Here is a 14383-nt window from a genome sequence, read left to right on the forward strand (position 1 = left end):
AGGTAAGCAGATGAAGTTCCTTTTGGCCGCAGCCAAGATATTTCTCTACATCCTGCTCATCGCTGGAGCCGTGGTCGGCGCCTTTTGGCTGTCCAGCCGCGAAGGCTGGCCATGGTGGATGGCCTTGGTGCTGCTTGCCGGGGTTTTCGGTCTGGTTCTTTTTCTGCTTTTTCTCAAACGTTGGTTTTTCCGCCGCAGAGAGCGCAAATTCGTCAAGCGCGTCATAGACCAGGACAAGGAGCGCATCGAGGCCACCAACGCCCAGGAAGCCCGCAGCGCCTACGAACTGCAGGAGCGCTGGCGGCAAGCCTTGCGCGTGCTCAAGGAGTCCCGGCTGAGCAGCATGGGCAATCCGCTCTATGCTTTGCCCTGGTATCTGCTCATGGGCCCTCCAGGCTCGGGAAAGACAACGGCCGTCAAAAGCGCGCGCCTGCACTCCCCCCTGACGGATGTCACCCCCGCGGATGGAATATCCGCCACCCGCAATTGCGACTGGTGGTTTCTGGACGATGCCGTCATCATGGACACGGCGGGGCGCTACGCAACCAGCGTGGACCAGACCCTGGACCGGGAAGAATGGCGTGAATTTCTTACGCTGCTTACCAAGCACCGTAAAAAGGAACCCATCAGCGGCTTTGTTGTCACCATAGGGGCCGAGCGTCTTTTTGATGATGATATGGACGCCATTGTGCGCGATGCCCGCAGCATTCGCCGGCGAGCGGACGAGCTCATGCGGGCTCTTGGCGCTACATTCCCCGTCTATGTGCTGATCACAAAAACGGACCGGCTCATGGGGATGAAGAGTTTCAGCGCGCTTTTGAACAAAGGCGACCTGAACCAGGCCATGGGGTGGATGAACGATCACCCCAAGCGCTCCCCTGAGGAGTGCGCCAAGGAAGCCGTCGATACCGTTGCCGACAGGCTCAAGGACTTGCGCATCTGGCTTGCAGACCGGCACCCGGAGGCCGATCCCGCCCTGGTTCTGCTGCCCCAGGAGATAAACGCACTCAAACCTGGGTTGGCGCGCTTTTCCGAGGCCCTGTTCGAGAGCAACCCATTCCAGGAAACTCCCTTCTTACGTGGTATTTATTTTGGTAGCGGACGACAAGAGGGCGATGCCCTCCCCCACCTGCCCAAAGTGCTGGAAGACTTCCGGCTGCAGGTCCAAAAGCGCCCGGACACCCATAAAGGTCTTTTCCTTCATGACTTTTTCTCCAAGGTGCTGCCTGGAGACAGACGGCTCTACTCTCCCCTCTTTGAATTCGTACGCTGGCGGACTCTGACTCATGCCATGGGCATGACAGCGGCTCTGGCCGTCATCCTCTGTTTCATCGGGCTCATCAGCTTTTCCTACATCAAAAACCGCCAGGCTCTGTTGGAATTTACGGAAGACTTTCACACCGTTCCCGAACTCACGGGAGACTTGCGCAAAGATCTGATCTTGATGGATGACTTCCGTGAAGAACTGTTCCGCATGAAGGTTCTGAACCGGGATTGGCTGCTGCCGCGCATGGGCTTTGACCAGAGCCTTCTGGCCGAGCACAAACTCGAAGGCCTCTTTACCGACATCTTCCGCAAAGGGTTGCTGAGCCGGCTTGACCTGGCGCTGGACCAGAACATTGCCGCACTTAACCAGGACAGCCCCGAACAACAGCTCACACGCTACATCGCGCATATTGTTGGACGCATCAATCTCATTGACGCCCAGCTCTCCGGTGCTGACCCGGAAAAACTTCAATCCGAACCCATGCCTGACGAGCGTGTCTTCACCCAGGTGGAAGCCAGCATCATTCCAGAAGTTGCTGAATATTTTGATAAGCTTTACACAACCTATCTGGAACTGACCAAGAACCAATCCGATCTGCTGCGTGAACGCCAGCAGCTCATGGGATTTCTGCGTTCAGTGCTCAAGGCCCGTCAGACTGAACTCTACTGGCTGGTAGACTGGGCAAACGATCAGCCAGACCTCGATTCCGTAACCATGGCCCAATTTTGGGGGCTCACTGCGCAATCGCCCGATGATACTGCTTCGGTTCCCCCGGCCTACACGCTCCAGGGCAAGGAGCGCATCGATTCATTCCTCAAACGCGTGGAAACCGCACTGCAAAATGAGGAACAACTGGACAAAAGGGTCCAGACCTTCCGGAAATGGTATCTGCAGCAGTACGCCAACAGTTGGCAGACCTTTGCCGTGCATTTTCCTGACGGCGAAAACTGGGAGCGCACATACCTCGAATGGAAGACCCTGGCCTCTTCCATGGCCAGTGAACAGAACCCCTACTTTCAACTCATGAGCAGCCTGGCAAAGCAGCTTGAGCCTTTGAAAGACGACAACTCGCTGCAAATGCAGTGGGTACAAACCGTCATGCGATTCGCCTCCATCCAGAACATGGATGACAAACGCGATGTGGCCAAGGCCGAAAGCACTCTCATGCGGGATGTGGACACTGGCAAGAATCTGCTGAAGGCGCTTGCCGGCGACGCGGAAAGCGATAGCAAGGATAAGGCCGCTGATGATTCGGATTCACTTAAACAGCGCGCTTCTTTGATGGATGCGGTGGACGCCTACGACAAGTATGACAACGCCCTCTCTGATATCCTGCCCGCGACCTTGACGGGCGATGCAGCATTGAACATGGCCTCCGGATTTTTCCAGGGCGGTGGTAAGGCAACAGACAAGGACAGCAAATCCCCCTTCCATCAGGCAAACCAGTCTCTGGCATCCATGGAGCACCTGGTCAGCAAAACCGGCAGTAACGATCAGTTCGTCTGGGATGTCATTGGCGGCCCCCTGCGTTTTCTCATGGACTTCACCATAATAGAAGCCGCCAGAGAAATGCAGAACCAATACGAATCCATTGTTCTGGCAGCCGTTGCCGACGCGCCGCAAAACAAATTGCCCGAACTTCTTTTTGATAAGCAAAAAGGAGCAGCCTGGAAATTTGCAGAAGGCCCGGCCAAACCATTTCTGGGGCGCAATGCCGCTGGCTATTTTGCCAAGAGCGCTTACGGAAAACGCTTTCCGTTCGATGACAAGCTTTTCCGTTTTCTGGAGCAAGGGGCGGCGCAGACCCAGCAAGGCAAAGACCAGTATCAGGTGACCATCCAGGGCTTTCCCACCGACACCAACCAGGGTACGGATCTCGACCCATACGCGACATTGCTCACGTTGGACTGTGCGCCGAAGCCACAAACACTCGAAAACCTGAACTTTCCGCAGACTACAGACTTCACATGGAAAAAGGATCAATGCGGCGATACCGTATTCACCATCAAGTTTGACTCTTTCGATCTTACCAGACGTTACGAAGGTGATCTTGGTTTTGCCAAATTCCTTAAAGACTTCCAGTACGGCACCCGTGTTTTCTCGCCATCGGATTTTCCAGAGCAGCAGCAGAATCTGGAACTCCAGGGAATCACGGAAATCGTAGTCACCTATTCTATTACGGGCGGCACGCCACTTATTCAGATGCTCGACAAAAGAGAATTTTCAGTCCCACAGGTTGTTGTCGAACCTTGGGTCTTTTAGTGGAGAGTTTATTATGCTATGGGGGGTAACAGGATATTGTATTTTCAACTACCATCCATAGAATATACAACTCTCTCTGCCGCAGAATCGTAGACCGTTCGAACAGTTCTGCACCTGAGAAGTCAAAGGACCTTAGTGCATGAAAGTTCGCGAGCTTGGGCAGAATCCTATCAGCCCTGAAAAACCTGCCGGCGACGACGCTCATTACGAACCCGAATTCGAAGAACTGCAACAGGAAATTGACAAGCTTTCCATTGCTTCTGCAACTGGAGAAGGCACTGATTGGAAACGGGTTACTAATCTTTGCGTTGCAATCCTCAGTGAAAAGTCAAAAGATTTGCTCGTTGCCGTCTATCTGGTAACGGGCTTGACCAAAACACACGGTTTCGAAGGCTTTACCGTTGGTGTTGGTTTTCTAAACGATCTTGTCTCCAATTTTTGGGACACCCTTTACCCTCCCAAACGTCGCATGCGGGGACGTCTGAACGCCATCAGCTGGTGGGAAGAGCGCATGGAAGCGTTCATCAAATCCTTGCCGGAAGACGCCCCTGTTGCGGCGGAGCAGATGGCTGCAGCCAAGAAAAGTCTGGGAGATCTGGACGCAACCCTAGCGGAAAAAAGCGATGATGCGCCTTCAATGCGTCAGCTCTTGACGTATCTCGACATGGCGCCTGCAGAGGAAGAAGCCCAACCCGAACCGGAACCGGAACCAGAGCCGCAACCAGAGCCAGAAGAATTTCAAAGCGCCCCTTCCGCGCCTCAGGAGCAGCAACAGCAGGCAACCGCACAGCCTGCGCCACAGCCGGCCGCGCCCCCTAAACAGTCGCCTGCTCCGAGTCCGCCACCCCCAAGTTCTGGCAGAAAAGCTTCTGCACATCCCGCCAAATCCGACAAGGAAGCACAAGAGGCCTTGCGCACAGGGCTTGACGAACTGCTGACGGTTGCGGACTTTTACCTCGAAAACGACCCCACCAACCCACTGTCCTATCGTCTGCGACGTATGGCGGCGTGGTTGCCCTTATCCGGACCGCCCCCTGCATCCGATGGCAAAACGATGCTGCCACCGCCGGAAGACGCGGTGAAAGGACCCATTGAGAATTTGCTGCAAAACGTCAATTGGGAGAGCGCCATCAAGGCCAGTGAATCTCGCATCAATGAGTTTCGCTTTTGGCTGGACATGACGCGCTTCACAGCAACGGCTCTGGAAAACATGGGCCCTGCCTATGCCGACGCAGCCAAAGCCGTAGCCGCCGAAACGCTGTTGCTGGTGGAGCGCATGCAAGGCATAGAAAATCTGGCTTTTTCTGATGGAACACCCTTTGCGGACCAGAACACAAGGACCTGGCTGAATACCCTGGGACTGGGCGCAGGCAGCGGCTCGGCAGCAGGGGGTGATCCTGCAAAGCAAGATGTTGCGCAAGCGTTGCAGGACGCCCGCGCCCTGTTGCAAGACAAAAAGGCCATTGCCGCCGCTGAACTGATGCAGCAAGGGTTGAACAAGGCCGGCACGGCACGGGAGCGTCTGCTCTGGCGCAATGGCACAGGGCGTTTTCTGTTGCAGGCCGCCAAACCCGATCTCGCACTCTCTATGGTTGAACAGGCTTTGGCCGATATAGAAGCATTCAGGGTGGAGGAATTTGCCCCTGATCTGGCTGTGGAGACGCTACGCCTGGGGTGCGATGCCTGTGAAGCCCTGGCCAATGAAGAAAGTGCGGCAAAGGGTCGCGAGCTTCTTATGCGGCTTGCGCGCATCAGTCCCGCAGAGGCAATCAAGATTTCAGGTGTAAGTTGATAGGAATTTCACCAGGAAGTAATGACAATCTTCACGGAATAAAGTAGGTTTTTGGACTACAAAAAACTAATCCGCATACAACGTCCAGCAGGAGGTTCAATCAATGGCGAAAGAAGGCTCCGTCGCTCCTAAGGAGCGTGTTAACATCACGTATAAGCCTGCGACCGGCGATGCCAAGGAAGAAGTGGAACTGCCACTGAAGCTCTTGGTCATGGGCGACTTCACGCAGCAGTCAGACGAGCGCATGGTGGAAGATCGTGATCCTATCAGCATCGACAAGGACAATTTTGACGATGTGCTGAAGGCCCACAACCTTTCACTGAATATCGTGGTGCCCAACAAACTGGCTGCGCCCAAGGAAGGTGAAGAGGAAGACGAAATGGGCGTAAAGCTCGATTTCGACAGCCTCAAGGACTTTTCACCGGATGCCATCGTGCAAAAGGTTCCTGAACTGAAGAAGCTGATGGAACTGCGTGATGCACTGAAAGCTGTTAAAGGGCCCCTTGGCAACGTTCCCGAATTCCGTAAGAAAGTTCAGGAACTGGTCAAGGATGATGGTGCGCGTGAAAGGCTGCTCAAGGAACTTGACGTCGAAGAATAACCCCTAGGTGCGCAAGACGGAATTTTTTCCGTTTGATGACATCAAAACGGCTCCCCCGGCATTAAGATATCCGGCCGGCGGCCCTGAGAGCAGAATGCTTTGAACCCCCTGCTCTGAGCGATAACAGGAGGAAGTGGAATGGCAGACGAACAAGCCCAGGCGCAACAGCAAACTGCCCAGGCCGAAGCGGCCGAGGGGTCGTTGCTCGACGATATCGTTCAAGCTACCAAGCTCAAACCCTCAGATGAATACTACTCCACCACCAAGGCCGGATTGCAGGCTTTTCTGGAGGAAATGGTCAAGCCTGAGCGCCAAGGCGCCAAAATATCTGGCAATCTTGTAGACGAGATGATCTCCCAGATCGATGAAAAGCTTTCTCGCCAAGTGGACGCCATTATCCACAACGCGGATTTCCAAAAGCTCGAATCGTCTTGGCGTTCGCTCAAGTTTCTTGTGGACCGCACTGATTTTCGCGAAAATATCAAAATTGAAGTGCTCAACGTCAGCAAGCAGGACCTGCTTGACGACTTTGAAGACGCTCCCGAAGTGCCGAAATCCGGACTTTACCGCCGCGTGTACACGGCTGAATACGGTCAGTTCGGCGGCCAGCCCTACGGCGCCATGGTGGCGAACTACGAGTTCGGCCCCGGTCCGCAGGACATGAAGCTGCTGCAGTACACCGCCAGTGTTGCGGCCATGGCCCATGCTCCCTTCCTGGCCGCTGCAGGACGCGAGTTCTTTGGCATCGATTCCTGGGACAAGCTGCCCAACCTGAAGGATCTGCATGCCATCTTTGAAATGCCGCAATACACCAAATGGCAGTCCTTCCGTGCGTCTGAAGATGCGCGCAACGTGGGCCTGACCCTGCCGCGTTTTCTGCTGCGTCTGCCCTACGGTCCGGATACCGAGCCGACCAAGACCTTTAATTACAAGGAAGACGTCGCCACCGGCAACGATGACTTTTGCTGGGGCAACACGGCTTTCGCCTTTGCTTCCCGCCTTACGGACAGCTTTGCCAAGTACCGCTGGTGTGCCAACATCATCGGTCCCCAGGGCGGCGGCGCAGTGGAAGACCTGCCTCTTTACCAGTTTGAGGCCATGGGCGCCATCCAGACCAAGATTCCCACAGAGGTGCTCATCTCGGAACGCCGCGAGTACGAACTGGCCGAAGAAGGGTTTATTGCCCTGACCATGCGTAAAGGCAGCGACAATGCAGCGTTCTTCTCCGCCAACTCCTGCCAGAAGCCCAAATTCTTTGGCACTTCCAAGGAAGGCAAGGAAGCGGAACTCAACTATAAACTTTCCACACAGCTTCCGTACATGATGATCGTGGACAGGCTGGCCCACTACATCAAGGTCATCCAGCGCGAAAACATCGGTACATGGAAAGAACGTCAGGATCTGGAACAGGAACTCAACAAGTGGGTTTCACAGTACGTTACAGAGATGGACAACCCTGCGCCGGAAGTCCGCAGCAAGCGGCCCCTGCGCATGTGCCAAATCGATGTTCAGGATGTGGAAGGCGATCCCGGCTGGTACAGTGTGTCCATGAAGATGCGCCCCCATTTCAAGTACATGGGCGCCTCTTTCACACTGTCTCTGGTAGGCAAGCTGGATAAGGAATAGCGAGTCCCCATACAAGGGGTTGGCGTAGAGTCAACTACCGCACTTCACCAACTGCAGACGTAAGGAGATTACGGACATGGCGCTTACTTCCTACATGAAGGTCAAAGGCAAAAGTCAGGGTGATATCAAAGGCGATTGCACCCAAAGTGGCGACAAGAAAGACACCATCCTGGTGTACCAGATTGAGCACAATGTGGAGATCCCCAAGGATACGCACACCGGCCTGCCTACCGGCCAGCGCATCCACAATCCCATTTGTGTAGTCAAGCACAAGGACCAGGCAACGCCCAAACTCTTTCAAGCCACCTGTAAGGGTGAGCAGTGCGACGTACAGATCGACCACTACCGCATCAAGCCTGATGGCACCGAAGAAAAGTACTTCACCATCAAGCTTAACGAAGCCATTATCGTTAATATGCGTCAATACACGCCTATGACCTTCCTGCCGGACAACAAGCCGTTCCACGACATGGAAGAAGTCTGCTTTACCTACTCCAAGATTACGTGGACCTACAACGATGGCAACATCGAGTACACCGACTCCTGGAAGGGCGACTAGAATTGAACAGGCCCGGGCTGGCGCATGCCGGCTCGGGTCTTCTTGATCATCATGAAAGAATACAGGCTACTGGAACGTATCCGCAACATAGAAAAGGATCCTGAACGCCGCGGCGGTTCAGATCCTAACGCAATGCTCAATTCCGTGCTGCACCACGTGCAGAAAATTCTCAACACCAAGCAGGGCGCAGTGCCCATTGCACCGGACTATGGCGTCCCAGACTTCACGGACATTGCCGGTTCCTATGCTTCCGACGCCGTACAGCAGATGGAAGAAAGCATTTCCGCAGTCATCAACAAATTTGAAACCCGACTCACCGATGCACGGATCGAATTTGAGGAGCAGCAAGACGACGTGCTCGCCTTAAAATTTCGCATCATGGGCAAACTGGACCTTGAGGGACAGGATTTTCCAGTGGTCTTCGAGAGTGTGGTGCAGTCCGACGGCAAAATCACGGTGAATTCATGACCGTGACATCCATTTTTTCCACTAGCCGCCAGAGAACATGATAAACACATACTACCAGCAGGAACTGGCCCATCTCAAAGAACTGGCTGTCGAGTTTTCAAAGGCGCACCCCGCTCTTGCGCCCATGCTCAGCGGCCCCACCTCCGATCCGGACGTGGAGCGTCTGCTCGAAGGCACGGCCTTTCTTTCCGGACTCATTCGCGAAAAGCTCGACGACCAGTTTCCGGAAATCCTGCACAGTCTGCTGCAGATCATACTGCCACATTATCTGCGCCCCATTCCTTCCGCCACCATCATCCAATTCACGCCCAAACCCGGGCTGATGGAGATAATGAACGTGGAGGCCGGTTCCGCGGTTGCCTCTGTGCCTGTGGACGGCACCAGTTGCCTGTTCACCACCAGCTACGACGTGGAGGTGCACCCCCTGCAACTGAGCGACGCCCGCCTGGAAAAGGCGCCTGGCGGCGCAATGCAGCTGCGTCTTTTCTTCCGCATCACGGGCCCCACCTTGCAGGACTGGAAAGCCAAAAAACTCAGGCTGCTCATAGGCGGCAGCTATGAAAACGCTGCGGACCGCTACCATCTCATCCTGAACAATACCCGCAATATCCGCATAGTTCCCGGTCAGGGCGGACAAAGCGTAACCCTGCCCAGAAAAAACCTGAAGGCTGTGGGTTTCGAGCTCAACGAGGCCCTGCTGCCCTACCCCAGCTACAGCTTTCCCGGGTACCGGTTATTGCAGGAATATTTTACCCTGCCGCATAAATTTCTCTTTTTCGAGGTGGAAGGCTTCGAACACTGGACCGACCGCGGTTCGGGCAACAGCTTTGAACTCGCATTTGACCTGGCGCCCCCGACCCACGAAGCGCCCCAGTTCAAAAAAGAACATTTCATTCTTGGCGCCTCCCCGGCCATCAATGTCTTTAAGCATTCTGCCGAGCCCATTCTGCTGGACCACCGCCACACCGAGTACAGGGTGCGCCCTGCAGATCAAAGGGGCGGCAACTTCCAGGTATATTCCCTGGAACAGGTCATAGGTTTTGTGAAAGGTACAGTGAAGCAGCGCGAATACGTCCCTTTTGAAATGATCAGCGCCCAGACAGGCGACACGGCAATTTACCATATCAATCGGCGCATCTCCCCCATTGGTGAAAACAGCGAGATGTATATCTCTGTTGCATATCCCAGGGGCACTGCCGTGCCGCAGACAGAAACCCTTTCCATCGACCTGCTCTGCACCAACGCTTATCTGCCGGAAAGCTTGCAGTTGGGCGACATATCCCAACCCACTGAGACTTCCCCCAGCCTACTGAATTTTCGCAATATTCATCCCCCTACGGCTGTGGTGCAGCCTCCCATAGGCAAGGATCTGCTCTGGCGCCTGCTCTCACATCTTTCCCTTAACTATCTTTCCCTGTGCAATTCGGAAAATCTGCGCTCCTTGCTGCAATTGTATATTCTGCCGGACACCCGCAACCGCGCAGCCGTGATTGCCAACAGAAAACGCGTCGAAGGCCTCTTGGATATAACAGCACACACATCGGATCGCCTCGTCAAAGGGCAGATGATGCGCGGCAGAGAACTCACCATCAAGGCCGATGGCGGCAATTTCGCGAGCAACGGCGACCTGTTCCTTTTCGGCACCGTGCTCGATCGCTTCCTGGCAAGTTATTCCAGCATCAATAGTTTCACCAGATGCACAATGGACGATCAGCATTCAGGAGAGACCTATCAATGGCCGATGCGGATAGGCGACCGCCTGCTGCTGTAAAGCAGCCAGCAAAGAAAAAATCAGCGCAGCCGAAAAAGAAGGAGCTTGCGGGCAAACCTGCGCGCGAGCAGTTCTCCATCAAAAAAGATTTGTTGGAGAACACGCCGGCTTACTCCTTTTTCCAGGCCATTCGCCTCCTGCGATATTACGCAGGGCGCGAAGGCATGCGCGACGACGAGCGTTTCCTTTCCGAAAACCTGCGTGTGCGGCCGGACATGTCCCTGGGTTTCCCAGGCACGGACATGACCGATATGCGCGAAGAGCGGGACGAAGACTCGCTCCAGTACCATATTACAGCCACTTTTCTGGGGCTATATGGCGCTTCATCGCCCCTGCCGACATTCTATACGGAAGAATTGCTGGATGATGCCAATGAAGACGTGGACGTGGTCCGCGATTTCATCGACATCGTCAATATCCCTCTCTACCCCTTGTTGATCCGCGCCTGGACCAAATACCGGGCCATGATCAAGGTGGTGGACGAGCAGGACAAGGACTACATTGAGCGGATGTTCTGCCTGTGTGGATTCGGCATGCCGGAACTGCGCGCAAAGGTGAAACATCCCAACCAACTACTGCGTTACATTGGTCTCTTCACCCAATGGCCACGCTCCGCCATGGGGCTGGCCACCATGCTTTCGGATGCCTTGGGAAAAGTACCTGTGGACGTTGAGCCCTGCGTACACCGCCGTGTTTGCATTCCTGAGGATCAGCGGCTGCAGCTAGGCATAGTCAACAATGTTCTGGGCGAAGAAGCCGTGCTGGGAGAGATGGTGGACGACCGCCTGGGCAAAATCAAGGTCCGTATCGGTCCCATGGATGCAACAAAGTACCATGACTGCCTCCCGGGCACTGATCGCTATGAATGGATCGTTCAACTCATCCAGCTCTATCTGGTGGAACCTCTGGAGTGTGACATAGAGCTTGTCGTACAGCCAGAAGAGGTCCACTGTGTGCAACTCGGCAATATGTCCTGGTCCGCCTTGGGGCTCGACACATGGAGTTTCTCGTCAGAGTCCCCCGGGCTTGCCGAGGCCATATTTCATCCCCGTGAAAATACACTGTAAAACAAAGGAAGCGACACCATGGTCAATGTGGACATGAAAGCATTGCTTACCAAGCTTAACGGCTTTTGCACCACTGCCCTGCACAATGCAGCCGGGCTGTGTGTTTCGCGCACGAATTACGAAATTCTGGTCGAGCATTTTCTGCTCAAATGCCTGGAGACACCACAAAGCGACCTGCCGCTGATCCTTCGCCGTTTCGAGATAGACCCGTCCCGTGTGCTGCAGGCACTCACCGATTCCCTGGAAGACGCCAAAACCGGTAATGCAGGAAAGCCCGTGTTTTCGCCCATCCTCATCGAACTTTTCGAGGACGCCTGGCTCGTCAGCTCCGTGGACATGGGCGAAGCGCGCATGCGCAGCGGCGCCGTGCTCCTGGCTTTTCTGGCCAAGCCTTCCTTTTACGGTACAGGGCGCTACGTTGACCTGTTCAAGGCCATCAACCGCGAAACCCTGCAGAGAGAATTCTGGGCCATTGTCAAAGGCTCCAGCGAACAATCCGCCCCCATTGCCGAAGGCAAACCCGGTGAGGGAGGCCCCGCCGGTGGTCCACAGGGCGAAGGCAGCTTTTTGCAGCGTTTCTGCGTTGATTTCACCGCACGCGCCCGGGAAGGCAAAATCGACCCCGTTTTCGGCCGGGACGAGGAAACACGACAGATTGTTGATGTGCTGGCCCGCCGGCGCAAGAACAACCCCATTCTGGTGGGCGAACCCGGCGTTGGTAAGACGGCCGCCATCGAAGGTCTGGCATTGCGCATAGCCGAAGCCGATGTGCCCGACATGCTCCAGGGCGTCAGCCTGCTGGGGCTGGACATGGGCGCACTGGAAGCCGGCGCAGGCATGAAGGGTGAGTTTGAAAACCGCCTCAAAGGCGTCATCAACGAGATCAAGGCTTCTGAAAAGCCCATCATTCTTTTTATTGACGAAGCCCACACCCTGGTCGGCGCCGGCGGACAGGCAGGCGGTTCCGACGCCGCCAACCTGCTCAAACCCGCCCTTGCCCGTGGCGAACTGCGCACCTGCGCCGCCACAACCTGGAGCGAATACAAAAAATACTTTGAGAAAGATCCGGCGCTGGCCCGCCGCTTCCAGCTCATTTCTCTCAAGGAGCCCGATGTCTCCACTTCGGTGCTCATCCTTCAGGGACTCAAAGAGAAATTCGAGCAGAGCCATAAAGTCATCGTGCGCAACGACGCCGTGGAAGCAGCGGCGGAATACGCGGACCGCTACATCATGGGGCGTTTTCTTCCTGACAAAGCCATCGACCTTCTGGATACCTCCTGTGCGCGTATCAAGATCAACCTCACGGGCAAGCCCCCCGTGCTCGAAGACACGGAACGCGCCATCCAGGCCAAGGAGCGCGTCAAGCGCGCCCTGGAACGCGATCGCGACAATGATATCGACATTGACGAAGACAAATACAACGACGTGCTCCAGAGCATAGAAGACCTGAACGCAAAAGCCGAAACCATAAAGGCCAGCTGGAACGAGCAGAAAGACGCTGCACAAAAGGTCATCGACCTGCGGCAGCAGATCATCGCCATCACCCAGGGAGACCCCATACCCCAGGTGGAAGTGACGGGCGGAGAAGGCGAGACACCTGCAGAAGATGATGCACCTGCAGAAGGTGACGCCCCTGCCGCTGCTGCAGCGCCTGCAGAGGAAGCCGCCCCCGCCCCTGCTCCTGAGGCGTCCGTGGACGAACTCAAGGCCCAGCTCAAGGAAGCTGACGCGGCATTCCAGCAGCTCTGCGAAGAAGACCCCCTGATCCGCATCGAGGTTAGTCCCGACGTTGTGGCCCAGGTGGTCTCGGACTGGACAGGCGTGCCTCTGGGCAAATTGCAGCGCGACGAATCACAGACGGTTCTGCACCTGGCGGACCGCCTGCGCGAACGCATCAAAGGGCAGAACCAGGCGCTTGACGCCATGGCCAAGGTCATCAAGGCCGCCAAATCCGGCATCAAGAATCCCAATCAACCCATCGGCGTGTTTCTGCTGGTAGGCCCCAGCGGCGTGGGTAAGACCGAAACCGGTTTGTCCCTGGCCGACCTGCTCTTCGGCGGCGAGCGCCACATAGTGACCATCAACATGAGCGAATTCAAGGAAAGCCACACCGTCAGCCGTCTCATTGGCTCCCCTCCGGGCTACGTCGGTTACGGCGAAGGCGGCATGCTCACCGAAGCTGTACGCCAGCAGCCCTACTCCGTGGTGCTGCTGGACGAAGTGGAAAAAGCGCATATCAACGTCATGGAACTTTTCTACCAGGTCTTTGACAAGGGCGTGCTCACAGATGGTGAAGGCAAGGAAATCAACTTCAAAAACACCATCCTCATCCTGACCAGCAACCTGGCCACCGACGTGATTCAGGAAATGACCGCGCAGGAAGCCGAAGGCGAGGAAATGCCCTTCGACGCCGTCCTCGGCGCTGTGCGCCCCCTGCTTTCTGAACATTTCAAGCCCGCTTTGCTGGCGCGCATGAACGTGATTCCCTATCGCAGCCTGAACCCGGCGGCCATGAAGAACATCGTCAAGCTGAAGCTTTCCAAGCTGCAAACCATGCTGTTGGAAAACAACAAGATGCAGCTCACCTACGGTGACAAGGTGGTGGACACCATCGCCGATCGCTGCACCGAAGTCGAAACAGGGGCGCGCAACATCGACTATATCCTCAATGGCAACGTCCTGCCCCAACTCTCCCAGACCATTCTGGAGCACATGACCGAAGGCGGCATGCCCAGCAAGGTCTACCTGGACGTGGACAAGGACGGCGAATTCACCATGGATTTCGGCCACGACGATTAACTGCTGACATTACAGCAAATTGAAAGTTTTTCCGGAGAGAAGCCTTTCTGCAGAAAGGTGTCTCCCCGGCCCCCTCTTTCAAAGACTTTTGTTTATTTTTTTGGTGTAAATGTATTTTAGATTAGGAAGGGAAGCGCTAAGGGAAGAACTATTTTCTCATGGTGTCCCCTC

The 14383-nt window shown here is 55.3% G+C and carries 9 protein-coding genes; all 9 read left to right on the plus strand.

The window, feature by feature from the left end:
• The first annotated feature begins 10 nt into the window (after nt 1-10).
• The 9 genes from ACZ5EH_RS00900 (at nt 11) to tssH (ending at nt 14212) form a co-directional block, all read left to right on the plus strand.
• On the plus strand, nt 11-3529 hold the full coding sequence (locus ACZ5EH_RS00900) for a type VI secretion protein IcmF/TssM N-terminal domain-containing protein (protein ID WP_464276263.1): 3519 nt from the start codon (nt 11-13) through the stop codon (nt 3527-3529).
• 139 nt (nt 3530-3668) lie between these two features.
• A complete protein-coding gene (gene tssA, locus ACZ5EH_RS00905) occupies nt 3669-5321 on the plus strand; it encodes a type VI secretion system protein TssA (protein ID WP_464276264.1) in 1653 nt (550 codons plus the stop codon).
• A 103-nt stretch (nt 5322-5424) separates the two neighbouring features.
• Nucleotides 5425-5922 carry a type VI secretion system contractile sheath small subunit gene (gene tssB / locus ACZ5EH_RS00910; RefSeq protein WP_464276265.1) on the plus strand — a complete coding sequence of 166 codons (498 nt, stop codon included), beginning with the start codon at nt 5425-5427 and terminating at the stop codon, nt 5920-5922.
• Nucleotides 5923-6060: 138 nt separating this feature from the next.
• The gene (tssC, locus tag ACZ5EH_RS00915) at nt 6061-7548 is read left to right on the plus strand and encodes a type VI secretion system contractile sheath large subunit (RefSeq protein WP_464276266.1); all 1488 of its coding nucleotides are present in this window, start codon (nt 6061-6063) and stop codon (nt 7546-7548) included.
• Nucleotides 7549-7624: 76 nt separating this feature from the next.
• Nucleotides 7625-8107: a type VI secretion system tube protein TssD gene (gene tssD / locus ACZ5EH_RS00920; protein ID WP_464276267.1), complete on the plus strand. Its 483-nt coding sequence runs from the start codon at nt 7625-7627 to the stop codon at nt 8105-8107.
• 24 nt (nt 8108-8131) lie between these two features.
• Nucleotides 8132-8575: a type VI secretion system baseplate subunit TssE gene (gene tssE, locus ACZ5EH_RS00925; protein WP_464276268.1), complete on the plus strand. Its 444-nt coding sequence runs from the start codon at nt 8132-8134 to the stop codon at nt 8573-8575.
• 37 nt (nt 8576-8612) lie between these two features.
• Nucleotides 8613-10346, plus strand: coding sequence for a type VI secretion system baseplate subunit TssF (gene tssF / locus ACZ5EH_RS00930; RefSeq protein ID WP_464276269.1), 1734 nt, complete (start codon nt 8613-8615; stop codon nt 10344-10346).
• Nucleotides 10310-11413 carry a type VI secretion system baseplate subunit TssG gene (gene tssG / locus ACZ5EH_RS00935; protein WP_464276270.1) on the plus strand — a complete coding sequence of 368 codons (1104 nt, stop codon included), beginning with the start codon at nt 10310-10312 and terminating at the stop codon, nt 11411-11413. The genes tssF and tssG overlap by 37 nt, the downstream gene beginning before the upstream one ends.
• Before the next feature lie 18 nt (nt 11414-11431).
• Nucleotides 11432-14212 (plus strand): type VI secretion system ATPase TssH, encoded by a 2781-nt coding sequence (gene tssH, locus ACZ5EH_RS00940; protein ID WP_464276271.1) that lies wholly within the window; start codon nt 11432-11434, stop codon nt 14210-14212.
• The last annotated feature ends 171 nt before the right edge of the window (nt 14213-14383 follow it).

The organism is Desulfovibrio biadhensis, assembly GCF_055388615.1.